Source organism: Aeromicrobium choanae, from assembly GCF_900167475.1.
Classification (GTDB): Bacteria; Actinomycetota; Actinomycetes; order Propionibacteriales; family Nocardioidaceae; genus Aeromicrobium; species Aeromicrobium choanae.
Map to the genome: position 1 here is coordinate 197,501 of NZ_LT796768.1, position 22,260 is coordinate 219,760.

General features: G+C 70.8%; 29 protein-coding genes. 10 read left to right on the forward strand and 19 right to left on the reverse strand.

The features are described 5' to 3' along the window. Nucleotides 1-233: 233 nt before the first annotated feature. The 5 genes from B5D60_RS00870 to B5D60_RS00890 all read left to right on the forward strand — a co-directional run bounded on the left by B5D60_RS00870 (nt 234) and on the right by B5D60_RS00890 (nt 5,008). The gene (locus B5D60_RS00870; RefSeq protein ID WP_153303086.1) at nt 234-962 is read left to right on the forward strand and encodes an amino acid ABC transporter ATP-binding protein; all 729 of its coding nucleotides are present in this window, start codon (nt 234-236) and stop codon (nt 960-962) included. A 37-nt stretch (nt 963-999) separates the two neighbouring features. Then, entirely contained in the window at nt 1,000-1,887 is an 888-nt protein-coding gene (locus B5D60_RS00875) for a glutamate ABC transporter substrate-binding protein (protein ID WP_078698396.1), read from the forward strand. Between the two features lie 76 nt (nt 1,888-1,963). Then, complete coding sequence (locus B5D60_RS00880) at nt 1,964-2,620, forward strand: amino acid ABC transporter permease (protein ID WP_078698397.1); 657 nt, start codon at nt 1,964-1,966, stop codon at nt 2,618-2,620. Continuing rightward, nucleotides 2,617-3,471, forward strand: a complete 855-nt coding sequence (locus tag B5D60_RS00885; protein WP_078698398.1) for an amino acid ABC transporter permease — start codon at nt 2,617-2,619, stop codon at nt 3,469-3,471. The genes B5D60_RS00880 and B5D60_RS00885 overlap by 4 nt, the downstream gene beginning before the upstream one ends. A gap of 31 nt (nt 3,472-3,502) precedes the next feature. After that, nucleotides 3,503-5,008, forward strand: coding sequence for an amidohydrolase (locus B5D60_RS00890; protein WP_197684357.1), 1,506 nt, complete (start codon nt 3,503-3,505; stop codon nt 5,006-5,008). Between the two features lies 1 nt (nt 5,009). Here B5D60_RS00890 and B5D60_RS00895 read toward each other — a convergent pair whose 3' ends face one another. The 15 genes from B5D60_RS00895 to dapA all read right to left on the reverse strand — a co-directional run bounded on the left by B5D60_RS00895 (nt 5,010) and on the right by dapA (nt 16,878). Continuing rightward, nucleotides 5,010-5,468, reverse strand: coding sequence for a hotdog fold domain-containing protein (locus tag B5D60_RS00895; protein ID WP_078701214.1), 459 nt, complete (start codon nt 5,466-5,468; stop codon nt 5,010-5,012). A 10-nt stretch (nt 5,469-5,478) separates the two neighbouring features. After that, entirely contained in the window at nt 5,479-6,012 is a 534-nt protein-coding gene (locus B5D60_RS00900; protein WP_172806217.1) for a GNAT family N-acetyltransferase, read from the reverse strand. Nucleotides 6,013-6,037: 25 nt separating this feature from the next. Beyond that, complete coding sequence (locus B5D60_RS00905; protein WP_197684358.1) at nt 6,038-6,556, reverse strand: regulatory protein RecX; 519 nt, start codon at nt 6,554-6,556, stop codon at nt 6,038-6,040. Then, complete coding sequence (recA, locus tag B5D60_RS00910; RefSeq protein WP_078698401.1) at nt 6,556-7,668, reverse strand: recombinase RecA; 1,113 nt, start codon at nt 7,666-7,668, stop codon at nt 6,556-6,558. Before recA ends, B5D60_RS00905 begins: the two co-directional genes overlap by 1 nt. A 283-nt stretch (nt 7,669-7,951) precedes the next feature. Beyond that, nucleotides 7,952-8,500, reverse strand: a complete 549-nt coding sequence (locus B5D60_RS00915; protein WP_078698402.1) for a type 1 glutamine amidotransferase domain-containing protein — start codon at nt 8,498-8,500, stop codon at nt 7,952-7,954. Nucleotides 8,501-8,514: 14 nt separating this feature from the next. Further along, entirely contained in the window at nt 8,515-8,709 is a 195-nt protein-coding gene (locus B5D60_RS00920; RefSeq protein ID WP_078698403.1) for a DUF3046 domain-containing protein, read from the reverse strand. Beyond that, on the reverse strand, nt 8,706-9,002 hold the full coding sequence (locus tag B5D60_RS00925) for a helix-turn-helix domain-containing protein (protein ID WP_078701216.1): 297 nt from the start codon (nt 9,000-9,002) through the stop codon (nt 8,706-8,708). Before B5D60_RS00925 ends, B5D60_RS00920 begins: the two co-directional genes overlap by 4 nt. A 5-nt stretch (nt 9,003-9,007) precedes the next feature. Beyond that, nucleotides 9,008-9,523 (reverse strand): CinA family protein, encoded by a 516-nt coding sequence (locus B5D60_RS00930; protein WP_078698404.1) that lies wholly within the window; start codon nt 9,521-9,523, stop codon nt 9,008-9,010. Next, complete coding sequence (locus tag B5D60_RS00935) at nt 9,520-10,155, reverse strand: CDP-alcohol phosphatidyltransferase family protein (protein ID WP_078698405.1); 636 nt, start codon at nt 10,153-10,155, stop codon at nt 9,520-9,522. Before B5D60_RS00935 ends, B5D60_RS00930 begins: the two co-directional genes overlap by 4 nt. A 15-nt stretch (nt 10,156-10,170) precedes the next feature. Beyond that, nucleotides 10,171-10,497 carry a DUF2752 domain-containing protein gene (locus B5D60_RS16990; RefSeq protein WP_269456867.1) on the reverse strand — a complete coding sequence of 109 codons (327 nt, stop codon included), beginning with the start codon at nt 10,495-10,497 and terminating at the stop codon, nt 10,171-10,173. A gap of 115 nt (nt 10,498-10,612) precedes the next feature. Next, nucleotides 10,613-10,924, reverse strand: a complete 312-nt coding sequence (locus B5D60_RS00945) for a CD225/dispanin family protein (protein ID WP_078698407.1) — start codon at nt 10,922-10,924, stop codon at nt 10,613-10,615. Between the two features lie 81 nt (nt 10,925-11,005). Continuing rightward, nucleotides 11,006-13,441 (reverse strand): FtsK/SpoIIIE family DNA translocase, encoded by a 2,436-nt coding sequence (locus tag B5D60_RS00950; RefSeq protein ID WP_153302820.1) that lies wholly within the window; start codon nt 13,439-13,441, stop codon nt 11,006-11,008. Nucleotides 13,442-13,507: 66 nt separating this feature from the next. Then, entirely contained in the window at nt 13,508-14,212 is a 705-nt protein-coding gene (locus B5D60_RS00955; protein ID WP_078698409.1) for a sirohydrochlorin chelatase, read from the reverse strand. Between the two features lie 78 nt (nt 14,213-14,290). Further along, a complete protein-coding gene (locus tag B5D60_RS00960) occupies nt 14,291-15,970 on the reverse strand; it encodes a ribonuclease J (protein WP_153302821.1) in 1,680 nt (559 codons plus the stop codon). Then, on the reverse strand, nt 15,967-16,878 hold the full coding sequence (gene dapA, locus B5D60_RS00965) for a 4-hydroxy-tetrahydrodipicolinate synthase (RefSeq protein ID WP_078698411.1): 912 nt from the start codon (nt 16,876-16,878) through the stop codon (nt 15,967-15,969). The genes B5D60_RS00960 and dapA overlap by 4 nt, the downstream gene beginning before the upstream one ends. A gap of 50 nt (nt 16,879-16,928) precedes the next feature. Between dapA and B5D60_RS00970 the strand changes: the two genes are divergently transcribed. After that, on the forward strand, nt 16,929-17,714 hold the full coding sequence (locus B5D60_RS00970) for a thioesterase family protein (RefSeq protein ID WP_172806218.1): 786 nt from the start codon (nt 16,929-16,931) through the stop codon (nt 17,712-17,714). A 4-nt stretch (nt 17,715-17,718) separates the two neighbouring features. On the opposite strand, the gene B5D60_RS00975 is transcribed toward B5D60_RS00970, so the two are convergent. Genes B5D60_RS00975 through B5D60_RS00985 form a run of 3 tightly spaced genes read right to left on the reverse strand, consistent with a single transcriptional unit; the run spans nt 17,719 to nt 19,431 of the window. After that, nucleotides 17,719-18,087, reverse strand: coding sequence for a VOC family protein (locus B5D60_RS00975; protein WP_078698413.1), 369 nt, complete (start codon nt 18,085-18,087; stop codon nt 17,719-17,721). Between the two features lie 57 nt (nt 18,088-18,144). Next, on the reverse strand, nt 18,145-18,633 hold the full coding sequence (locus tag B5D60_RS00980) for a dihydrofolate reductase (RefSeq protein ID WP_078698414.1): 489 nt from the start codon (nt 18,631-18,633) through the stop codon (nt 18,145-18,147). A gap of 3 nt (nt 18,634-18,636) precedes the next feature. Further along, nucleotides 18,637-19,431, reverse strand: a complete 795-nt coding sequence (locus tag B5D60_RS00985) for a thymidylate synthase (RefSeq protein WP_078698415.1) — start codon at nt 19,429-19,431, stop codon at nt 18,637-18,639. 94 nt (nt 19,432-19,525) lie between these two features. Here B5D60_RS00985 and B5D60_RS00990 point away from each other — a divergent pair, with 94 nt between their 5' ends. Genes B5D60_RS00990 through B5D60_RS01005 form a run of 4 tightly spaced genes read left to right on the forward strand, consistent with a single transcriptional unit; the run spans nt 19,526 to nt 21,501 of the window. Next, nucleotides 19,526-19,981: a hypothetical protein gene (locus B5D60_RS00990; protein WP_078698416.1), complete on the forward strand. Its 456-nt coding sequence runs from the start codon at nt 19,526-19,528 to the stop codon at nt 19,979-19,981. Then, nucleotides 19,978-20,508, forward strand: coding sequence for a GNAT family N-acetyltransferase (locus B5D60_RS00995; RefSeq protein WP_078698417.1), 531 nt, complete (start codon nt 19,978-19,980; stop codon nt 20,506-20,508). The genes B5D60_RS00990 and B5D60_RS00995 overlap by 4 nt, the downstream gene beginning before the upstream one ends. Next, complete coding sequence (locus B5D60_RS01000) at nt 20,505-21,197, forward strand: AzlC family ABC transporter permease (protein WP_078698418.1); 693 nt, start codon at nt 20,505-20,507, stop codon at nt 21,195-21,197. Before B5D60_RS00995 ends, B5D60_RS01000 begins: the two co-directional genes overlap by 4 nt. Continuing rightward, nucleotides 21,190-21,501, forward strand: coding sequence for an AzlD domain-containing protein (locus B5D60_RS01005; RefSeq protein ID WP_078701217.1), 312 nt, complete (start codon nt 21,190-21,192; stop codon nt 21,499-21,501). The genes B5D60_RS01000 and B5D60_RS01005 overlap by 8 nt, the downstream gene beginning before the upstream one ends. A gap of 6 nt (nt 21,502-21,507) precedes the next feature. On the opposite strand, the gene dapB is transcribed toward B5D60_RS01005, so the two are convergent. Beyond that, the gene (gene dapB / locus B5D60_RS01010) at nt 21,508-22,254 is read right to left on the reverse strand and encodes a 4-hydroxy-tetrahydrodipicolinate reductase (RefSeq protein ID WP_078698419.1); all 747 of its coding nucleotides are present in this window, start codon (nt 22,252-22,254) and stop codon (nt 21,508-21,510) included. Nucleotides 22,255-22,260 lie beyond the last annotated feature (6 nt).

Sequence of the window (22,260 nt, forward strand, 5' to 3'; positions counted from 1 at the left end):
CTCGTACGTCCGTTGGGGCTGATGTTAGAAGAGTTTTGTTGCCTGGTTGCTACGCGGGGCCGGTCAAACTTCATTTGAGAGAGAATTCCAAGGAAAATTGGCGCCGCGCCCGCACCAACCGAGGAGGGTCCGGGTTGCGATCCGGTTGCGGTCCCCCACCGCGCCAGTCCAACGGTTGCGCGCGCGGTGGCGCTGCGGTTGGGTAAGGCGACATGGGAGTCAGCACGGAGCCGATGGTCCACATGACCGGCGTCCAGAAGTGGTTCGGCGACCTGCACGTGCTGCAGGACATCGACTTCGACGTCGCCCCGGGCGAGGTCGTCGTGGTGATCGGACCCTCAGGCTCGGGCAAGTCGACCCTGTGCCGAGCCATCAATCGCCTCGAGCCGATCAACGAGGGCGACATCTCGATCGACGGCGTCCCGCTGCCCGAGGAGGGCAAGGCGCTCGCCCGGCTGCGTGCCGAGGTCGGCATGGTGTTCCAGTCGTTCAACCTGTTCAGCCACAAGACCGTGCTCGAGAACGTCACCCTCGGCCCGATCAAGGTCCTGGGCCAGCGCAAGGGCGAGGCCGAGCAGCGCGCCCGCGAGCTGCTCGACCGCGTCGGCGTCGGCTCGCAGGCCGGCAAGCTGCCGGCCCAGCTGTCGGGCGGCCAGCAGCAGCGCGTCGCGATCGCGCGGGCGCTGGCGATGGACCCCAAGGTCATGCTGTTCGACGAGCCCACCTCCGCACTCGATCCCGAGATGATCAAGGAGGTGCTCGACACCATGGTCGACCTCGCCAAGGGCGGCATGACCATGGTCGTGGTCACCCACGAGATGGGGTTCGCGCGCACCGCCGCCGACCGCGTCGTCTTCATGGCCGACGGGCGCATCGTCGAGGAGAACACTCCCGACGAGTTCTTCACCAACCCGCAGAGCGATCGCGCCAAGGACTTCCTCGGCAAGATCCTCAAGCACTGATTTCACCACGCATGATCCCGAAGGGGGAGGACGAAACATGAAAGCACGAAGGACACGGTTCGCGGCCGTCCTGGCCGCCGGCCTGTTGGCACTGAGCGCCTGCGGCGACGCCGGCAGCAGCGATGACGAGGGCTCGGGCCCGGACGTCGAGGTCGAGGACCAGGAGTTCGAGGCCGGCACCCGCATGGCCGAGCTCCAGGAGGGCGGCACCGTCAAGATCGGCGTCAAGTTCGACCAGCCGGGCATCGGCTTCAAGTCGGCCGCCTCGGACACCCCCACCGGCTTCGACCCGTCCGTCGGCAAGATCCTCGCCGCCAAGCTGGGCATCGATGCGGGTGACATCGAGTGGGTCGAGACCGTCTCGGCCAACCGCGAGCCGTTCCTGCAGAACGGCACGGTCGACTTCGTCATCGCCTCGTACTCGATCACGGACGAGCGCCGTCAGGTGGTGGGCCAGGCGGGCCCGTACTACGTCACCGGCCAGTCGCTGCTGGTCGCGAAGGACGACGACTCCATCAACGGGCCGGACGACCTGGAGGGCAAGAAGGTCTGCTCCGTCACCGGCTCGACCTCCATCGAGACCGTGGAGAAGGAGTTCGGGGCCACCCCGGCCGGCTTCGACACGTACTCCGAGTGCGTGGACCAGCTGCTCAACGGGTCGGTCGACGCCGTCACCACGGACGCCGCGATCCTGCTGGGCTACGCCGCGGAGAACCCGGACGACCTCAAGGTCGTCGGTGAGCCCTTCTCCGAGGAGCGCTACGGCATCGGCTACAGCAAGGACAGCCCGGAGCTGTGCGAGTTCATCAACGAGAGCCTGACGTCCGCGTTCGAGGATGGCACGTGGGAGGAGGCGTTCGACTCCACGCTCGGCAAGGGCGGTGGCGAGGCGGGCGATCCGCCCACGCTCGATCCCTGCGCGTGACCGCACGACCGTCGTGGGGCGGGGGACCTCTCCCCCGCCCCACGGCGGTCTGACATCGATGACCTGGAGGTGACCTGTGGACTGGCTGCTCACTGACAACGGCTGGCAGCTGTACCTGGAGGGCTTCTGGATGACGACCCGCCTCACGGTGGCGTCCGGCATCCTGGCCCTCGTCGTGGGCACGCTGGTCGCAGTCGCCCGCGTGGCACCCGTCCCGATCATGCGCGGGGTCGGATCGGGGTACGTGACGATCTTCCGGAACACGCCGCTGCTGGTCCTCATCCTGCTGACGTACTACGGCCTGCCCGAGATCGGCATCGACTTCGGCTTCTTCTGGAACATCACGTTGGCCATGGGGCTCTACACCGCCGCGTTCGTGTGCGAGGCGCTCCGTTCGGGTCTGAACGGCGTGCCCGTGGGCCAGGCCGAGGCTGCCCGCGCGATCGGCATGCCGTTCACCCGGACGATGAGCCAGGTCGTGCTGCCGCAGGCCTTCAGACTGACCGTGCCGCCGATGGCCAGCGCGTTCATCGCCTTGGCCAAGAACACCTCGCTCGCGGCGGTCTTCGGCATCGCCGAGGCGACGTTCCGCATGCGTGGCTTCCTCAACACCTACGCGACCGAGATGCTCCAGATCTTCCTCGGCTTCGCCTTCGGCTACATCGTGCTCGTCGCGGTCATCAGCGCGTTCGCCACCATGCTGGAACGCCGCTGGAAGGTGGTCGCACGATGAGTGTCCTCTACGACATCGCCGGGCCCCGCGCGCGCCGGCGCCACGCGATCGCCGGCGTCGTCACCATCATCGGCCTCGTGCTCCTCGCTGCTGCCGTGGTGTGGAAGCTCGCGGTCGAGGACCAGTTCACGTCAGACAAGTGGGAGGTCTTCATCACTCCCGATTACATGAAGATCATCGGACGGGCGGTGCTCGACACGCTTCGCGTGGCCGTCATCTCGATCGTGCTCTCGGTGTTCTTCGGCGTGTTCTTCGGCGTTGCCAAGCTCTCCGACCACGCGCCCGTCAGGGCCGTGGCCTGGACCGTCGTGGAGTTCTTCCGCGCGGTGCCGCTGCTGCTGCTCATCATCTTCATCTGGTTCTGGGGCTTCGACACGCGCGTCGGCATCATCGCCCCACTGGTCATCGGTCTGACGCTCTACAACGGATCGGTGCTCGCCGAGGTGTTCCGCGCGGGGATCAACGCCGTTCCGCGTGGCCAGGTCGAAGCGGCGTACGCGCTCGGCCTGCGCAAGTCAGCGGTGATGCGCATCGTCCAGCTGCCGCAGGCGATCAAGATCATGACACCGTCGATCATCAGCCAGTGCGTGGTCGTCCTGAAGGACACGTCGCTGGGCTACTACATCCTGGCTCCGGGCCTGACCACCGTGGGACGGGAGATCTGGCGGGAGTTCGACAACCGGCTCGCGACGGCGATCGTCCTGGCGGCGATCTACATCGTCCTCAACGTCATTTTGTCGCGCATCGGCGTCTACGTGCAGAAGCGCCTGACCGAGTCCAAGACCGTCCAAGCGGTCGACCTGGAGCCCGCGCGCACGGGTGCCGACCACGGCGGCACCACCAGCCTCTGACCGGTCCACCGGGCAAAGTCACAATGGTGCGGTGAGTGTGAGTCCCCTCTTCCTGCGCCACGTCCGCGTGGTGCCCGTCCGCGCGCCCGCGCCCGCGGGTCCGACGTCGCTGCGCGTCGCCAACGGCACCGTCGTCGCCGTGGGAGCCGACCTGCGGCCTGAACCCGGCGACCGGGTCGTGGAGGCCGACGGGCGCTGGGCGATTCCCGGCCTGTGGGACCAGCACGTCCACTTCACCCAGTGGGCCCAGACGCGGACGCGCCTCGACGTGTCCCCCGCCCAGGACCCCTCCGAGGCCGTCGAGATCATCCGCAGGCACCTGCCCTCGGTGGCCGAGGGCGACTGGCTCTTCGCGTTCGGGTTCCGGCTCGCCGACTGGAGGCGCGAGCCGACCGTCGCCGAGCTCGACGCCGTCACGGGCGGCCGACCCGTCGTCGTCACGAGCGGGGACGCCCACACGGGATGGCTGAACTCGGCCGCGCTCACGGCGCTCGGCGCACCGCTCACCGACCGGCCGCTCACGGAGGCGCCGTGGTTCGCGCTCATGGCCGACGTGGTGCAGCGCAACGCCGCCCAGGACGGCGGCCAGTCCGTGGCGGACGCGATGGCCGCCGCATCGTCGCGGGGTGTCGTGGGCGTCGTGGACTTCGAGTGGGCCGAGCCCTTGTCCACGTGGCGCGAGCGCCTGGAGCAGGGCCTGGACGCTCTCTGGGTGCGCTCGGCGGTCTATCCCGAGTACCTCGACGACATGATCGCGACGGGCTTGCGCACCGGTTCGTCCGTGACGCCCGGCGGACCCGTCACGGTCGGGCCGCTGAAGATCATCTCCGACGGCTCCCTGAACACCCGCACGGCCTACTGCCACGAGCCCTACGGTGGCGGGTCCGACCGGGGCGTCCAGAACCACGACCGGGCCGACCTGATCGAGCTGCTCACCCGCGCCCGATCGGCCGGCTTCCGCGCCGCCGTCCACGCGATCGGCGACGCCGCCGCCCACGAGGCGCTCGCCGCCTTCCGCGCGACAGGGGCCGCCGGCAGCATCGAGCACGCCCAGCTGCTGACTCGCGGCGACATCGCGCAGCTGGCCGAGCTCGGCGTCCGCGCGAGCGTCCAGCCCGCCCACCTGCTCGACGACCGAGACGTCACCGAGCGGCTCTGGGCCGATCGCGCCGATCGTTGCTTCCCTTGGCGCGGGCTGCTCGACGCGGGCGTCGACCTGGTCTTCGGCTCCGACGCACCCGTCGCTCCCCTCGATCCCTGGATCGCCATGGCGGCGGCCGTGCACCGTTCGGCGGACGAGCGGTCCCCGTGGAACCCCGCCGAGGCCATCAGCGCCGGCGAGGCGCTCGCGGCCAGTGTGGACGGCGCGGACACCCTGGCCGTGGGCCAGCGGGGCGACCTCGTGCTGCTGGACCGCGACCCGCTCGAGCCGCGGGGCGGCTCCGGTGCCGTGGCGGCCCACCTGCGGGCCGTGCAGGTGGAGGCGACGATGCGCGCGGGGCGGCTCACGTACGCCGCCGCGAGCCTGCGGCCCTGAGTCACTTCCGGGTCGTCACCCACAGGTGGATCGTGCCCTCGACCGTGACCGTGCCGTCGGCGCGCGTGGCCCGGACCGTGATCGGCACCTCCGGTCCGCCGGACCAGTCGGCCGGGACGCTGTCGGCGGTGCAGACGAGGTCGGAGTCGGACTTGGCGAGGTACCGGACCTCCATGCCCTTCGGCAGCCAGCGGTGGTCCGGCGGGCAGGTGGCCTCGGCCAGCAGGCCCATCGCCGCCTCGAGGCCGTTGCATGCCGCGATGGCGTGCACCGTGCCGATGTGGTTCTTCGTCGAGCGACGCAGCGGCACCACGACCTCGCCGTGGTGGGGCGCCATGTCGACGACGCGCAGGTGGGCGCTGGCGAAGTACGGCGCCGCTCGGGTGAAGAAGGCGCCGAACACGGCGCGGCCCTTCGGGAGGGCCGAGAGCTGGCGGTACACCGCATAGGTGGAGGGCATGCCCCACATGTTACTCGACAGTAGGCTCGAAGAGACGGCGCTGGGCCGTGCACACGACGTCGGCCCACGGCGCGCCCTCGGGCTGGATCCACAGGCCGGCCACGAAGCCGCACTTGGCCAGCACCCGGATCGAGCGATGGTTGCGGGCGTCGGGGGCGGCGAGGAAGCGCGGCGCGTCCGGATACTCCGGCACGAGGACGTCGCGGCAGAAGCTCCGGATCATCTCGGTGCCGAGTCCTCGGTCGACCAGGTCCGGATCACCGATCAGGTAGTCGAACGCGACCGCCTCGGGATCCTGGCAGCGCACCGTGAGGTCGTCGTCGGACGCGACGACGAAGCTCTGCAGGTAGCCCACCGGCACTCCCCCGAGCTCGGCGATCCACATCCGGACCGGGTCCTCGCCCGTCAGCCGACGGGCGAGGCGTCGCCGCGCGTGCTCGACGTCGACGAGGGCCTCGGGGAACCACGCCAGCACGTGCGGCTGACTGCGCCATGACACGACCGCCCCCAGGTCGGCCTCGACCAGGGGGCGGAACGCGAACACGCTGACAGCGTAGAGCGGGCCCGACCTACATGGACTCGATCGCCACGTGATCGGCGTCGAGCTCGGCGCGGACCACGTCGAAGGCCACCTGGGGCGCGTAGCCCTTGCGGGCGAGCATCGCAGTCAGCCGACGCACCTGGACGGACTGGTCGAGCCCCTGCACCGTCCGCAGCTTGCGCTGGACGAGGAGGTGAGCGGCCCGCCGCTCGGCGTCGGGGTCGACGTCGTCCAGGACGACGTCGATGACCTCGGAGGCCACGCCCTTGCGCTGCAGCTCCATCCGCAGGACCGAGCGGGCCAGCCCCTTGGCACGACTGCGCTGCTCGACCCACGTGCGGGCGAACCGCTCGTCGTCGACCAGTCCCTCGGACTCGAGCTGGTCGACGACGACGGTGGCCACGTCCTCGGGGAACCTGCGACGCGCGAGCGCGTCGAGCAACTCACCGCGGCTGCGGTCGCGCGCGGCCAGACGATCCATCGCGATCGTCCGGCCCGCGACGATGACCGCCCGCGGATCCGTGTCCGGATCCGTGGGGTCGATCATCAGAAGTCAGCGGCCGAGAGGTCGCCCGCGAGGTCGTCGACCACGACCGCGGGATCCGCGGCCGGCTCGTCGACCCGCGCCCCGACACCGAGGTGCTCCTTGATGCGCTTCTCGATCTCGTCGGCGAGGTCGGGGTTGTCACGCAGGAAGTTGCGCGCGTTCTCCTTGCCCTGGCCGAGCTGGTCGCCCTCGTAGGTGTACCAGGCACCGGCCTTGCGGACGAAGCCTGCGTCGACGCCCAGATCGATCAGGCTGCCCTCGCGGCTGATCCCCTGGCCATACATGATGTCGAACTCGGCCTGCTTGAACGGCGGCGCCATCTTGTTCTTGACGACCTTGACGCGGGTGCGGTTGCCGACCATGTCGGTGCCGTCCTTGAGCGTCTCGATCCGGCGCACGTCGAGGCGCACGGAGGCGTAGAACTTCAGCGCCTTGCCGCCCGTGGTGGTCTCGGGGCTGCCGAACATCACGCCGATCTTCTCGCGCAGCTGGTTGATGAAGATCGCCGTGGTGCCCGAGCCGTTGATGGCACCGGTCATCTTGCGCAGCGCCTGGCTCATCAGGCGAGCCTGCAGACCCACGTGGCTGTCACCCATCTCACCGTCGATCTCGGCGCGGGGCACGAGGGCGGCGACCGAGTCGATCACGATGATGTCGAGCGCGCCGGAGCGGATCAGCATGTCGGCGATCTCGAGGGCCTGCTCGCCGGAGTCGGGCTGGGACACCAGCAGCGCGTCGGTGTCGACGCCCAGCTTGCGGGCGTACTCGGGATCGAGCGCGTGCTCGGCGTCGATGAACGCCGCCACTCCGCCGGCCTTCTGGGCGTTGGCCACCGCGTGCAGGGCGACCGTGGTCTTGCCCGAGGACTCGGGGCCGTAGATCTCGACCACACGGCCGCGCGGCAGTCCTCCGATGCCCAGCGCGACGTCGAGCGAGACGGCACCGGTGGGGATGACCTCGATCGGGGCGCGAGCCTGGTCGCCCAGGCGCATCACGGCGCCCTTGCCGTACGAGCGGTCGATCTGGGCCAGGGCGTTCTCGATCGCCTTGTCCTTGTTGGCTCGCTCCTTGGCGATGTCCCTGTTCGGGGGGGTGGTGCTGGTCTTAGCCATGCTGCGTCCTTCGTGTCGTCGACCGCTCTGGTCGGGGTGGCGGGCCATCTTCGACGGTAGGCGGACCCACTGACATGAATGAGCCTTGTCGACTCGCCTGTGGATGACGCCCGACCTGACCGTCGGCCTGTGGAACGAGCCTAGGCCGAACACCTGTTCGATGGAAGCACGACACGCCGAACAGGGACTCGCGAGATCCTCCCCACGAGAAGTGCTCCGCCTTCCACCTGTGAACGGGGCTCAGAGGTGAAGTCGGAGCACTTCTCGGGACAGACGGGATCTCCTAAGCGGTCAGGGCCTTGCCGATCGCGTCGACGAAGGCGGGGAGGTCGTCGGGGTTGCGGCTCGTGATGAGGTTCCGGTCCACCACCACGGTCTCGTCGACCCAGTCGCCACCGGCGTTGCGCACGTCGACGGCGAGGCTCGGGAAGCTCGTCAGCCGGCGGCCGTCGACGAGGCCCGCCGAGACGAGCAGCCACGGCGCGTGGCAGATGGCCGCCACGGGGAGTCCGGACTCCAGCGCCGTGGAGACGATGCCCTGCGCCTGCTGGTCGGTGCGCAGGTGGTCGGCGTTGACCGTGCCGCCGGGCAGCACGATGACGTCCGGCCACTGCTGGTCGAAGCTGTCGAGCGTGCCGTCCACGCGCACGGAGATCGTCTGCTCGACATCGCCCTGCATCGCCTGCAGCGAGCCCTCGTGCGGGGCGAAGACCCGCACGTCCGCCCCGGCCGCCTCCAGCTCGTCACGCGGCGTCGTGAGTTCGGACTCCTCGAAGTGGTCGGTCGCGACGATCGCGACACGCTTGCCTGTCAGGTCGGGAAGATCGCTCATCCCTCGACGCTAACTCAACGTTCGCGGGCCGGCAGTTCGAGCGTGGCGTGGACCGCGCGCCAGACCCGCTGGGGATCGACGCCGGCGTCGAGTGCCTCGACGGGTGTGCGTCCGTCGAGCGCGGTGATGGTCTGCTGGCGCGCCCAGGAGGCGGCATAGGACGGCCCCAGGGCAGCCTCCATGCGCTGCCAGAAGTCGCTGTGCCTCACGCCGCGGAGGCCCGGGCCTCGTCGCGTGCGATGGACGAGACCGTGGCCAGGTCGGCGGCCTCCTCGAGCTCGAGCAGGGAGCTGACGTCGAGCAGCACCTTGCTCAGCGGGACCTCGAGCGCCTGCGCCAGGGCGGCGAGCAGCTCGGAGCTGGCCTCCTTCTGGCCGCGCTCGACCTCGGAGATGTAGCCCAGGCTGATGCGGGCGCGCTGGGAGACGTCGCGCAGGGTCAGGCCCTCGGCGAGACGACGTGCTCGGAGCACGTCACCGATGAGTTCACGCATCGCGGTCATCGCCATCACCTTCCCTTGCCTGCATCAACGTTCGTCGCGCCGTTGTTCTTCCCCAGCCTATAGTGCAGGTCCGCCAGGACGGCGCGGACCGCCGAACGTCGGACGACTTCGCGATCGCCGGAGATCTCGAGTCGCCGGGACGTGACCCCGTCGGGACCCGCGACAGCCACGAAGACCGTGCCCGCGGGCCGGCCCTCGGCGGGCCCGGGTCCGGCCACTCCCGTGGTGCCGAGACCCCACGTCGCGTCGAGGCGGGCGCGGGCACCGGCGGCCAGCTGCTCGGCGACCGGCGCGTTCACGGTGCCGTGCTCGGCGATCAGATCGGGCTCCACGCCGAGCAGGCCCGACTTCACGTCGGGCTGGTAGGCCACGACGGCGCCGCGGACGACCGTGGAGGCGCCCGGCACCTCGACGAGCGTGGCGCACACCAGGCCGCCGGTGAGCGACTCGGCGATGGCCACGGTGTGCCCGGCCGAGCGCAGGTCGGCCACGAGCGCCGCGACGTCGACCCGGTCGCTCACCGCGAGGCGCCTCCGGCGGGAGTCTGCGCCGCCAGCCGACGCGCGTCGAGGACGTACTGCACGCCCGTCACGAGGGCGAGGACCAGCGCTGCGGCCATCACGACGTGCGTCAGCGCGAGCAGCACGGTCGGGACGACGCCGTCCCAGATCTCGAACGGCAGGCAGTAGCCCGCGATCGCGACGGACTGCAGCACGGTCTTGAGCTTGCCGCCGCGCCCGGCCGGCATGACGAACCCGCGCCGGACCATGACCACGCGCATCACGGTGATGCCCCACTCGCGCACCAGCATCAGCACGACCGCGATCCAGAAGACCGTGCCCCAGGACTGGTCCGTGAAGATGATCGCCAGCCCGATGAAGGCCATCCCGGTGAGCGCCTTGTCGGCGATCGGGTCGGCCATCTTGCCGAAGTCGGTGATCAGGTTGTGCTTGCGGGCGATGTCGCCGTCGATCTTGTCGGTGGCCATCAGCACGACGAACGCGGCCCACGCGGCGATCCGGTAGCCGATGGACTCGCCGCCGTCGTGGAGCAGCAGCCACCCGAAGACCGGGACACCCAGGATGCGGATGACCGTGAGGACGTTCGGGACGTTCAGGTTGCTCGGCTTGTCGGCCGGGCGAGACGAGTCCATGGGGCTCAGTATGGCTCAGGCAGGTGAGAGCCAGGTCCAGCCGGGCACGTTGCGGGCCACCCAGTACGCCAGGACGACGCCGAGCAGCGCCCAGATCCAGGGCGCCGGGATGCGGGTCGGATGCCAGGCGCGACGGCCGAGCAGGCGCAGGCCCCAGGCCACCCAGGCGACGAGGACCACGGGGAGCAGCAGCACCGCGAGGGGGTTGCGGTCCCACGCCGTGGCGAGGTCTCCGCGGGTCAGGGCGTGCACGGCGCGCAGGCTGCCGCAGCCGGGGCAGTAGAGATCGCTCACCGCCAGGAAGGGACACGTCGGGTAGTGCCCCGGCTCCTCGGGCGACACGGAGGCCAGGACGGCCGTGGCCGCGAGCCCGGCGACGGTGACCCCGGCGAAGGACAGCGCCCCGCGCCGCCGGGTCTCTCCGGCGGCGGCGGGGCGCTGATTGACGTCGATCAGGTCAGAAGCCCGTCGAGGAGGTGCTGTCGCCGCTGGAGGCGATCACGACGATGACGATGATGTAGATCACGGTCAGGACGATGGCCGTGACCGCGGACCAGATGGCCCACTGCTTGGCCTTGCGCGAGGACTCCTGGGCCCCGGCGAGGTCGCCGGCGGCGAACTTGCCGTTGACCTGGGCCGCGTACACGATCGAGACGACGCCGAGCGGCAGGCAGCAGAAGATCGTCGTGAGGATGGCCCACACGAGGTTGTTCGGCGGCGGCGTCCCCCCGACCGGTCCCGAGGGCGGCGGCGGAGCGTTGTAGGTCATGCGATTCCTTTCGCGTTCGCGTTCACCCCGAGGGCGAACACGGTGGGTACATGAGGCGGGTGTTCCGGCGAGCCTAGTGGCTCAGCCGACCTGGATGCTGGCCAACACGTCGGCGAGGTCGTCGGGCTTGACCAGGACGTCACGCGCCTTGGAGCCCTCGCTCGGACCGACCACGCCGCGGCTCTCCAGGATGTCCATGAGCCGGCCCGCCTTCGCGAAGCCCACCCGCAGCTTGCGCTGCAGCATCGAGGTCGAGCCGAACTGCGTGTTCACGACGAGCTCGACGGCCTGCAGCACGAGGTCCATGTCGTCGCCGATGTCGTCGTCCAGCTCGCGCTTGGCCTGCTGGGGCACGGTGACGTCGTCGCGGTACGACGGCTGCAGCTGCTCCTTGCAGTGCGTGACGATCTTCTCGATCTCGGCCTCGGTGATCCAGGCACCCTGCATGCGCATCGTCTTGTTCGCGCCCATCGGCAGGAACAGTCCGTCGCCCTGGCCGACGAGCTTCTCGGCACCGGGCTGGTCGAGGATGACGCGGCTGTCCGCCAGCGAGCTGGTGGCGAACGCCAGGCGGCTCGGCACGTTGGCCTTGATCAGGCCCGTGACGACGTCGACGCTGGGTCGCTGCGTGGCCAGCACCAGGTGGATGCCCGCCGCGCGCGCCAGCTGCGTGATGCGCACGATCGAGTCCTCGACGTCGCGCGGGGCGACCATCATGAGGTCCGCGAGCTCGTCGACGACGACCAGCAGGTACGGGTACGGCGTGAGCACCCGCTCGCTGCCGGGCGGCGCCTGCACTTTGCCCGAGACGACGGCCTTGTTGAAGTCGTCGATGTGGCGGTAGCCGAAGTTGGCCAGGTCGTCGTAGCGCAGGTCCATCTCGCGCACGACCCAGGCCAGCGCCTCGGCGGCCTTCTTCGGGTTGGTGATGATCGGCGTGATCAGGTGCGGGATGCCCTCGTAGGCGTTCAGCTCGACCCGCTTGGGGTCGACCAGGATCATGCGCACCTCGTCGGGGGTGGACCGCATGAGGATCGAGGAGATCATCGAGTTCACGAAGCTCGACTTGCCCGAGCCGGTCGCACCCGCGACGAGCAGGTGGGGCATCTTCGCGAGGTTGGCCACGACGTAGCCGCCCTCGACGTCCTTGCCCAGGCCGATCACCATCGGGTGGTGGTCGCTGCGGGCCTTGTTCGACCGCAGGACGTCGCCGAGGGAGACCATCTCCTTGTCGACGTTGGGGATCTCGACGCCGATCGCGCTCTTGCCCGGGATCGGCGACAGGATGCGCACCTCGTTGGAGGCCACCGCGTAGGCGATGTTCTTGCTCAGCGCCGTGACCTTCTCGACCTTCACGGCGGGGCCGAGCTCGACCTCGTAGCGGGTGACCGTCGGGCCACGTGTGTAGCCGGTGACGGTGGCGTCGATCTGGAACTGCTCGAGCACCTCGGTCAGGCGGCCGACGACCTCGTCCGACGCGGCGGAGCGCGCCTTGGGCGGGGTGCCCTCCTTCAGGGCGCTCGGCTCCGGGAGCGTGTAGACGATGTCGCCCGAGAGCGCGAGCTGCTCGGCGCGGACGGGCAGCGGCTCGAGCGGACGCGGGTCGGGCTGCGGCTCGGGCTCGGAGAGCACCGGGACCGGCGGCGGGACGCTGACGGGCACCTGCCGATCCTCGTCGGGACCGTCGACGAGTGGGTTCTCGAACGGCTCGTCGACCAGCGGCATGGTGCGCGGGTGGCGCTTCTTGACCGGCTCGGGAGCGGCCTCGGCCTCCGGCTGCTTGTCGCGGCCGAGGGCGCGGTTCATGACGGAGCGCACGCGCTCGGGGACGGCGTAGAGCGGGGTCGCGGTGACGACGAGGACGCCGAAGACCACGACGAGCACCAGGATCGGGGCGACGACCCACCCGGTCTTGAGCAGGTCGACGAGGATCGCCGAGAACAGGAAGCCGACGGCTCCCCCGGCCTCGGACATGTCGGGGTCGCTGGGGCGCGGAGTGCCGTGGGCGAGGTGCACGAGGCCCAGGACGCCACCGACGATGGCTCCCCAGCCGATCAGCTGGCGGCCGGCGGGGCCGTTGCGGTCAGGGTGGCGCAGGGTGCGCCAGGCCACGACGGCCAGCAGGATCGGGACGGCCCAGGCCAGCACGCCGACCGAGCCGGTGGTGACGCGGCGCACGCCGGCGCCGAGACCGCCGGTGACGTCCCACCAGACCGCGGCGGCCGTCACCAGGGCGAGTGCGACCAGCGCGAGGCCGACCCCGTCGCGACGCTGCTCGGCGTCGAGCTCCTTCGCACCGTGGCCGATGCTGCGGGCGATCGCGCCCACCAGACCGGCGAGTCCCAGCCAGAAGGCCGTGGAGGCGCGCATGATGCCGTGCAGGGCAGCACTGAGTGGACCAGGACCCGTGCGGGGTGCCGGCTTGCGCGCAGGTGGCTTGCGCGCCGCGGGCTTCTTCTTGCGGGCCTGGCTGCCGGACGGCCGCTTGCGCGGCGGGGAAGACGTTCGGGTCGCCATGATCGCAAGGCTAAACCAGAACCTGAGACTTCTCACGGACCCACGCCGCAGGCGCAGGCACGGTCCTCAGATGGCCGAGTCCACGTGACCGGGTGCCTGCAGCACCCGCGCGCGCTCCAGGGCCAACGAGACGAGGCGGGGATCGGGTGCTCCCGCGCCCAGCAGCGGAGCGGTGACGACATCGGCGCCGAGCCGCCCGATGGCCGAGGCGCCCTCCCCCGACGCCAGCGCGTACATCGAGACGACGACCCGGTGGCTGTGCGCCCGGGCCACGTCGAGCGCGTCCTCCACCGGGGTGCCGACGCCGTCGACGACGCCCACGTGCACCGGGCCTCCCCACACCGCGCTGAGCAGCCGGGCGGCCTTCGAGACGTCGGCCAGCGCCTTCGACCCGTCGGCCTGGGGCGCCACCATCACGATCGTGTCCGACGGCTTCGCCCCCGCCTCGATCAGGCGGCGGACGCCGATCTCGGCCAGCACCCAGTCCGGACCCATCGCGGGCGCGACGCGGACGAGGGGATCATCCGCGGCCACCTCGTTCATCAGCCGCGCGGTCGCGCAGTCGTGGTTGAGCAGCAGGGGCACGATGACGCGGGGACCGGAGGTCTCGGCCACCACGTCGGCCAGCGACGGCTGCTGCACGTCGACGAAGGCGTCCACCACCTCGCAGCCCGGGGCATGGCGGCGAATCGCGTTGACGAGCGACGCGAGGGCCGAGCGGCCGAGGTGCGACGTCGTCCCGTGCCCGCAGACGATGATCCGAGTGCTCACACGCCCAGCGTGGAGAGGGACTGTTTCGCTGGGGTTACGCCGCTGGCGAGGTTGCGTAACGACTGGCGAGGGGCGGTCTCACGCCTCCAGGACGATGGGGATGATGAGCGGGCGACGGCGCAGGCGACGCCCCGCGAACGAGCCGAGGACACGGCGCATGACCTGCTGCAGCGCGGCGGTGTCGCGCGCGCCGTCGGCGAGCGCCTCCTCGAGGGCGGCGACCACCTTCGGCTGGATCGCGTCGAAGACCGAGTCGTCCTCGGCCAGCCCGCGAGCGTGGATCTCGGGGCCGGTGACGATCTTGCCGGTGGTGGAGTCGATCACGGCGATGACCGAGATGAAGCCCTCGGCCGCGAGCGTGCGGCGGTCCTTGAGGTCGGAGTCGGTGACGTCGCCGATGGACGAGCCGTCGACGTAGACGTAGCCCACGTCGTACGCCCCGGCGATCCTGGCGTGACCGTCGACGAGGTCCACGGCGTAGCCGTCCTCGGCGATGATCGTGTTGGGCACGCCCGTCTGCTGCGCGAGCGCCGCGTTGGCGTGCAGGTGGCGGATCTCGCCGTGCACCGGCATCACGTTGGACGGCTGCACGATGTTGTAGCAGTACAGCAGCTCGCCGGCCGAGGCGTGGCCCGAGACGTGGACGAGGGCGTTGCCCTTGTGCACGACGTTGGCGCCGATCTTGGTGAGGCCGTCGATCACGCGGTAGATCGCGTTCTCGTTGCCCGGGATCAGCGACGACGCCAGCAGGACGGTGTCGCCGGGCTCGAGGTGCACCTGGGGGTGCGTGCGGTTCGCGATGCGCGACAGCGCGGCCATCGGCTCACCCTGCGAGCCGGTGGACATGAGCACCATCTGCTCCGGCGGGGCGGCGTCGATCTTGTCGACCACCACGCCGTCGGGCACGTTGAGGTAGCCCAGCTCGCGGGCGATCTGCATGTTGCGCACCATCGAGCGGCCGACGTAGGCCACCTTGCGGTTGTGCTTCACGGCCGCGTCGAGCACCTGCTGGACGCGGTGGATGTGCGAGGCGAACGACGCGACGATGATGCGCTTCTTGCTGCGCGCGAAGACGGCGTCGATCGCGGGGGTGATCTGCTTCTCGGCCGTGGTGAAGCCGGGCACCTCGGAGTTGGTCGAGTCGGTGAGGAACAGGTCGACCCCGGCCTCGCCGAGCCGCGCGAACGCGCGCAGGTCGGTGATCCGGCCGTCGAGCGGCAGCTGGTCCATCTTGAAGTCGCCGGTGTGCAGCGCGACGCCGGCGGCGGTCTTGATCGCGACCGCCAGGGCGTCGGGGATCGAGTGGTTCACCGCGACGAACTCGCACTCGAACGGGCCGAACGACTGGACGTCGTTCTCGGAGACGACGTACGTGGGCACGTCCTTCAGGCGGTGCTCCTTGAGCTTCGGCGCCAGCAGGGCCAGCGTCAGCTTCGAGCCGATCACCGGGATGTCCCCGCGCTCGCGAAGCAGGTACGGCACACCGCCGATGTGATCCTCGTGACCATGCGTCAGGACCAGCCCCACGATGTCGTCGAGGCGCTCCCGGATCGGGCCGAAGTCGGGCAGGATCAGGTCCACGCCGGGGTGGTGCTCCTCGGGGAAGAGCACGCCGCAGTCGACGATCAGCAGCTTGCCGTCGAACTCGAAGACGGTCATGTTGCGACCGATCTCGCCGAGGCCGCCGAGCGGGACGACCCGCATCGCGCCGGCCTCGAGCGGGGGCGGGGTGGGAAGTTCGGTGTGCATATGGCTCATGCGAGCAGACCTGCGTCCTTCAAAGCGGTGCGGATGACCTCAACCTGGTCGTCCGTGGCGGGAGTGAGCGGCAGCCGGACGGCCGCGCTGGGGATGATGCCGAGCTCGACCATGGCCACCTTGGCGGCGATGGCACCCTGCGTCTGGCCCATGACGGCGGCCGTGAGCGGGAGGATCTCGTTGTCGATCTCGCGGGCGCGCGCCAGGTCACCGGCGTCGACCGCTTCGATCATCTGCTTGATGCGGGCGCTGGCGACGTGGCCGACGACGCTGACGGTGCCGACCGCGCCGATGGCGAAGAACGGCAGGTTCACGACGTCGTCGCCCGAGTAGATCGCCAGGCGCGAGCTCGCACGCAGTCGGGCGGCCCGGGCCAGGTCGCCGGTGGCGTCCTTGACGGCCAGGACCGTGCGTCGCGACTCCAGCTCGGCATAGGTCGCCTCGGAGATCTCGACGCCGGTGCGGCCGGGGATGTCGTACAGCATGATCGGCGTGTCGCCGGCGGCGTCGACGACGGCGTCGATGTTGGCCAGGATGCCCGACTGGGGCGGCTTGCTGTAGTACGGCGACACGAGCAGGAGCCCGTGGGCGCCCACGCGCACGGCCTGCTCCGCCAGCTCGACGGTGTGGCGGGTGTCGTTGGTGCCGACGCCCGCGACGATCGTGGCCCGGTCGCCCACCGCCTCGAGCACGGCGGCCAGCAGCCGGCCGTCCTCCTCGCCGGTGGTCGTGGGCGACTCGCCGGTGGTGCCGCTGACGACGATGCCGTCGGCCCCGGTGTCGACCAGGTGGGTCGCGAGCGCGGCAGCGGCATCCAGGTCGAGGCCGCCGTCCGGGGTGAACGGGGTGGCCATCGCAATGAGGAGCCGGCCGAACGGAGCGGCCTCGGTCGCCAGCGGAGACGTCATGTTCCGAGGTTACCGTCAACGCGTCGGGGCCCTCGGGCAGGATGAACCGGGTGACCGACCACTACCCGCAGGACACCGTCGCGACCCGCGACGACGACGGAACACTGACGCTCCCCGTGACCGACCGCTGGAACACCCCGCTGGGCAAGCCGAACGGCGGCTGGGTGCTGGCGTCCATGCTGCGTGCGGCGATGGACCACACGGACGTCGGCCGCCCGGTGGTCGCCGCGATCACCTACTTCGCCTCCCCCGAGGCCGGCACCACGGCCACCCTGACCGTCACGCCGGTCAAGCTGGGCCGGCGGGTGCAGACGGTGGACGTCGACCTGGCGTGCGAGGGCAAGCCGCTGGCGCGGATGACGGCCAGCTTCGCGCGTGACCACCACGGTCCGACCCAGGAGCTGGGCGCGGCCCCCGAGCTGCCCGACCCCGGGACCCTGCCCGACCCGCGCCAGGGCGGCATGCCGGCCGACGGCCTGTTCGGGCGCGTCGAGTACCGGATGGCCCAGGCCCCGGGCTGGTCGCAGGGCAAGCCGTCGGGCGACCCGACGACCACGCTGTGGCAGCGCCTCGACGGGGGCTCCGAGATCGACTGGCCCGCCGTGGGGCTGCTGGTCGACGCCAGTCCCCCGCCGGTCCTTGAGCTGGGTCACCTCGTCTCGATGACGGTGCAGCTCACGGTGCACTTCCACCGCCTGCCCGAGCCGGGCTCGTGGGTGGCGTCGCGCTTCACGACCCGTCACCTCGCCGACGGCTTCCACGAGGAGGACGGCGAGCTGTGGGACGACCAGGGCCGCCTCGTGGCCCAGTCGCGTCAGCTCGCCATCCTGCTCTGAGGTCTCACTCCCCCGCTTCGGTCGTGCCCTCGTAGAGGCCGATCACGTTGCCGTCGGGGTCCTCGAAGATCGCCCACCAGCTGGTCTCGGAGATCGGGTTCTTCTCCATCACGACGCGTGCGCCGTGCTCCTGCGCCGTCGCGAGCGTCTCCTCGATGGAGTCGACCTCCACGTAGGAGCGCGGTTGGGTGAAGCCCTCGGACCTCGGGGCGAGGCCGCCACCGCTGATCTGGTTGGGCGCCTGCCACATCGGGTAGCCCTCGAAGCCGGGGACCTCCGCGATCTGCCAGCCGAAGAGGCTGCCGTAGAAGTCCTGCGCGCGCTTGTAGTCGCCGACCGGGATGTCGACGTGCGTGATGTCGCCGTGTGCCATGGGTGTCTCCTGTCCTTCCCGCCAGTGTCGAACGGGGACGGGCCCACGACAAGGGGTTCAGCGGCGCACGTAGGTGGCGATCTCGTAGTCGGGCGTGCCCGCGTGCCGCTGCCGGTCGGTCTCGGTCCAGCGGTCCGGGTCGACGGGCCCGAAGAACGTGTCGCCCGGTGGGCTCAGCGGTACGTGGGTGACGACCAACGCGTCGACGAGGTCGCGCGCGAGGGCCTCGTCGAACACCGCCGCGCCGCCGATGAGGAACACCTCGTCGTCCAGCTCGCGCGCCCGCGCCAGGGCCGTGTCGAGGTCGTTCGCGACGATGACCGCTGGATCGCCCGGGTCGAAGTCGGGCTGGCGAGTGAGCACGACGGAGGTACGGCCCGGGAGCGGCCGGCCGATCGAGGCGTAGGTGGCGCGGCCCATCACGATGGGATGGCCCCACGTGAGCTCCTTGAACTGGCGCATGTCGCCCGTGCGGGGCCAGGGCATCCCGCCGTCGAACCCGATGACGCCGTTCGCGCCGACCGCCACCGCAATCGTGACCGTCATGCCTCAGACCGCGATCGGGGCCTTGATGGCGGCGTGGGAGCGGTAGTCCTCGATCGTGATCGACTCGAGCGTGAAGTCGTCGATGTCGGTGACCGAGGGGTCGAGACGCAGCGTGGGCAGCGGCAGCGGATCGCGGGTGAGCTGCTCGCGCGCCTGGTCGAGGTGGTTGACGTAGAGGTGGCAGTCGCCGCCCGTCCAGACGAACTCCCCGGGCTCGAGGCCGGTGACCTGGGCGACCATCTGCGTCAGCAGCGCGTAGGACGCGATGTTGAAGGGGACGCCGAGGAACACGTCGGCGGAGCGCTGGTACAGCTGGCAGCTCAGCCTGCCGTCGGCGACGTAGAACTGGAAGAACGCGTGGCAGGGCGCCAGCGCCATCGCGTCGAGGTCGGCCACGTTCCAGGCGCTCACGATGTGACGGCGCGAGTTCGGGTCGGCCTTGATCGCCTCGATGACGGCCTTGAGCTGGTCGATGTGCCGGCCGTCGGGCGCCGGCCACGAGCGCCACTGGTAGCCGTAGATGGGCCCCAGGTCGCCCTGATCGTCGGCCCACTCGTCCCAGATCGTGACGCCGTTGTCGCGCAGGTACTGCGTGTTCGTGTCGCCGGCGATGAACCACAGCAGCTCGGCGACGACGCTCTTGAGGTGCACCTTCTTGGTGGTGACCACGGGGAACCCGTCGGCGAGGTCGAAGCGCATCTGGTGCCCGAAGACGCTGCGCGTGCCGGTGCCGGTGCGATCGCCCTTCGCCACCCCCTCGTCGAGGATCCGGCGGACGAGATCGAGGTAGGCCTGCATGTCGGCAGACTAGCAACGCGCCCCGACAGTCGGGCCCGACCGGCGTGAGATACTGGCCGGCGTGCCGGAACCCACCACTCCGACTCCTGCTGACGTGAAGCGATTCGTCGCCCTCCAACTCGGGGTCACCGTCCTGTTCGCCGCGCTCGTCGTCGTCGTGTTCGGCGGTGGGGACGAGCCCGCGGCGCGCTGGTGGGTCGCGCTGGCCCTCTTCGCCCTCGTCCTCGTGGCGGGCGCGTTCGTCTCCCGCGCCTGGTCGCGCCCCGCTCCCCTGGCGGCGGACGACCCCACGCCGCAGGAGTCCTCGGTGCGCCGGCTCTCGTCCCACGTCGCGCGCTCGTTCCTCGTCCTCGAGATCCCCCTCGTGCTCTCCGCCGTGCTCGGCCTGGCCGGCCTGATCGGCGGTGCGGTGATGCTCGTGACCGTGGTCGCGGCCCTGGCCGCCCTCGTCTTCGGCACGTGGCCGACGCGACGCAACGTCGACCGGTTCGCCACCGCGCTGGAGCGCGACGGCGCGAGCTCGGGCCTGCGCGAGGCGTTCGCCCGATGAGCGCCGATGTCTCCGTCCGTCTCGCCTGGCCCGACGACAGCGCCCGCATCGCCGCGGTCCAGCGCGAGCACTGGGTGCGCACGTATGCCAGCACGGTCGACCCGGCCGAGCTCGAGGCCCTCGACGAGTCGGTGATGGCGCAGCGCTGGGCCCAGCTCATCAGCGCCCCGCGTGACGCGCGCATGCGCACCCTCGTCGCCCTCGAGCGCGCCGCCCTGCGCGGCTTCGCCCTCGTGCACCCGTGCCACGACCCCGACGCCGACCAGGTCCGGGACGCCGAGATCGGCGAGTTCGTCGTCTCCGCCGACCACCAGCGCGAGGGGCACGGATCGCGGCTGCTGCACGCCTGCGTGGACACCGTGCGGGCCGACGGGTTCGAGCGCGCGGTCTGGTGGGTCTCCCCCACCGACGACGCCCTGCGCTCCTGGCTGGTCGCCTCGGGCTGGGACGCCGACGGGGCGCACCGCGAGTTCGCCGGAGCGACCGGTCCCCTCAAGCAGGTCCGCCTCCACACGATGCTGACGTGAGCGAGCCCACCACCGACCGCGAGATCATCGCCGACTCCCTCGGAGTGGGGATCGGGGTGGGTCTCTACGGCATCACCTTCGGCGCTCTCGCCACGACCGGCGGCATGTCGGTGTGGCAGGCGTGCGCCCTGTCGTTCCTGGCCTTCACCGGGGCGTCGCAGTTCGCGTTCCTGGGTGTCGTCGCCTCCGGCGGCGCGCCGATGACCGGCGCGCTGACCGCCGTCCTGCTGGGCATCCGCAACACGTTCTACGGCATCACGCTGGCCCCCGTCCTGCGCGTGAAGGGCCTGCGGCGCCTCGCGACCGCCCACATCGTGATCGACGAGTCCACGGCGATGTCGGTCGTGCGCGAGGACCCGCGACAGGGCCGCCTGGGCTTCTACTGGACCGGCCTGACCATCTTCGCGATCTGGAACCTGATGACCCTCATCGGCGCCGTGGCGGGCGAGCGCATCGGCGACCCGCGCGCGATCGGGCTCGACGCCGCGGTCGCCGCGGCCTTCCTCGGCCTGCTGTGGCCACGCCTGGACTCCACGCCGTCGCGCCTGCTGGCGCTGCTGGCCGCCGCGGTCGCGCTCGGCCTCGTGCCCTTCACGCCTCCCGGCGCCCCGATCATCATCGGCGGCATCGTGGCCGTCCTGGTGGGGCTGCGGTTCGTCCCCACGAGCCCGGGAGGCCATGATGAGTGACCTCTGGTGGGGCGTCCTGGCGGTGGCCGTGGGCTGCTACGCGCTGAAGCTGCTGGGCCTCTCGGTGCCCGACAAGGTCCTCGAGCACCCGCTCACCGAGCGGGCGGCCGGGTTCATACCCGTCGGCCTGCTCGCGGCACTGGTCGCCGTGCAGGGCTTCACCGACGGCCAGGAGGTCGTGCTGGACGCCCGGGTCGTCGGGCTCGCGGTGGCCGCCGTGCTGCTGTGGCGCAACGTGTCGTTCCTGCCGATGCTGATCGCCGCGGCCGCGTCCACCGCGCTCGTCCGGCTCATCGCCGGCTGAGTCGCCTCACTCGAGGCCGAGCACCTCGTCGAGCCCGACGGTGACTCCGGTGCGCCCGGGGATCCAGCGCAGCGCCGCCACGACGCCGGGCATGAACGACTCCCGCGTGGACGAGTCGTGACGGATCGTGAAGATCTCGCCCGGATCACCGAGGACGACCTCCTGCGAGGCGATGAAGCCGCGCGCGCGGACGGCGTGCACCGGGATGCCCTCGACCTTCGCGCCGCGAGCTCCGTCGGGGTCGGTCGTGGTGGCGTCGGGCAGCGCCGCCGAGCCGGCGTCACGACGGGCATGCGCGATGACCTCGGCCGTGCGGACGGCCGTGCCCGAGGGCGCGTCGACCTTGTCGGGGTGGTGCATCTCGATGACCTCGACCGACTCGAAGAAGGGCGCCGCCTGCGCCGCGAAGCGCATCATCAGCACCGCGCCGATGGAGAAGTTGGGGACGACGAGCGCGCCCACACCGTCGTGCCGGCCCACGACCTCACGGAGCTCGGCGACCTTGTCGTCGCCGAAGCCCGACGTGCCGATGACCACCGAGATGCCGTGCTCGACGCACCAGCGCGCCTGGTCGAACGCGACGTCGGGTGTCGTGAAGACGAGGGCCGCCTCAGCGCCGGCGCCGACGAGCGAGTCGAGGTCGTCGCCGACGTCGATCCCCGCCACGAGCTCGAGCCCCTCGGCCGCCTCGATCGCCGCCGCCGACGTCGATCCCATCCGGCCCTTCGCACCCAGCACCGCCACGCGTGTCATGCGCCC

What these genes read in the sequence shown, in the direction of transcription:
- B5D60_RS00870 (WP_153303086.1), top strand. Translation starts at nt 234, where the DNA reads ATGGTCCACATGACCGGCGTCCAGAAGTGGTTCGGCGACCTGCACGTG.
- B5D60_RS00875 (WP_078698396.1), top strand. Translation starts at nt 1,000, where the DNA reads ATGAAAGCACGAAGGACACGGTTCGCGGCCGTCCTGGCCGCCGGCCTG.
- B5D60_RS00885 (WP_078698398.1), top strand. Translation starts at nt 2,617, where the DNA reads ATGAGTGTCCTCTACGACATCGCCGGGCCCCGCGCGCGCCGGCGCCAC.
- B5D60_RS00895 (WP_078701214.1), bottom strand. Translation starts at nt 5,468, where the DNA reads ATGCCCTCCACCTATGCGGTGTACCGCCAGCTCTCGGCCCTCCCGAAG.
- B5D60_RS00905 (WP_197684358.1), bottom strand. Translation starts at nt 6,556, where the DNA reads ATGATCGACCCCACGGATCCGGACACGGATCCGCGGGCGGTCATCGTC.
- recA (WP_078698401.1), bottom strand. Translation starts at nt 7,668, where the DNA reads ATGGCTAAGACCAGCACCACCCCCCCGAACAGGGACATCGCCAAGGAG.
- B5D60_RS00915 (WP_078698402.1), bottom strand. Translation starts at nt 8,500, where the DNA reads ATGAGCGATCTTCCCGACCTGACAGGCAAGCGTGTCGCGATCGTCGCG.
- B5D60_RS00925 (WP_078701216.1), bottom strand. Translation starts at nt 9,002, where the DNA reads ATGACCGCGATGCGTGAACTCATCGGTGACGTGCTCCGAGCACGTCGT.
- B5D60_RS00935 (WP_078698405.1), bottom strand. Translation starts at nt 10,155, where the DNA reads ATGGACTCGTCTCGCCCGGCCGACAAGCCGAGCAACCTGAACGTCCCG.
- B5D60_RS00945 (WP_078698407.1), bottom strand. Translation starts at nt 10,924, where the DNA reads ATGACCTACAACGCTCCGCCGCCGCCCTCGGGACCGGTCGGGGGGACG.
- B5D60_RS00950 (WP_153302820.1), bottom strand. Translation starts at nt 13,441, where the DNA reads ATGGCGACCCGAACGTCTTCCCCGCCGCGCAAGCGGCCGTCCGGCAGC.
- B5D60_RS00960 (WP_153302821.1), bottom strand. Translation starts at nt 15,970, where the DNA reads ATGAGCCATATGCACACCGAACTTCCCACCCCGCCCCCGCTCGAGGCC.
- dapA (WP_078698411.1), bottom strand. Translation starts at nt 16,878, where the DNA reads ATGACGTCTCCGCTGGCGACCGAGGCCGCTCCGTTCGGCCGGCTCCTC.
- B5D60_RS00975 (WP_078698413.1), bottom strand. Translation starts at nt 18,087, where the DNA reads ATGGCACACGGCGACATCACGCACGTCGACATCCCGGTCGGCGACTAC.
- B5D60_RS00980 (WP_078698414.1), bottom strand. Translation starts at nt 18,633, where the DNA reads ATGACGGTCACGATTGCGGTGGCGGTCGGCGCGAACGGCGTCATCGGG.
- B5D60_RS00985 (WP_078698415.1), bottom strand. Translation starts at nt 19,431, where the DNA reads ATGCAGGCCTACCTCGATCTCGTCCGCCGGATCCTCGACGAGGGGGTG.
- B5D60_RS00995 (WP_078698417.1), top strand. Translation starts at nt 19,978, where the DNA reads ATGAGCGCCGATGTCTCCGTCCGTCTCGCCTGGCCCGACGACAGCGCC.
- B5D60_RS01005 (WP_078701217.1), top strand. Translation starts at nt 21,190, where the DNA reads ATGAGTGACCTCTGGTGGGGCGTCCTGGCGGTGGCCGTGGGCTGCTAC.
- dapB (WP_078698419.1), bottom strand. Translation starts at nt 22,254, where the DNA reads ATGACACGCGTGGCGGTGCTGGGTGCGAAGGGCCGGATGGGATCGACG.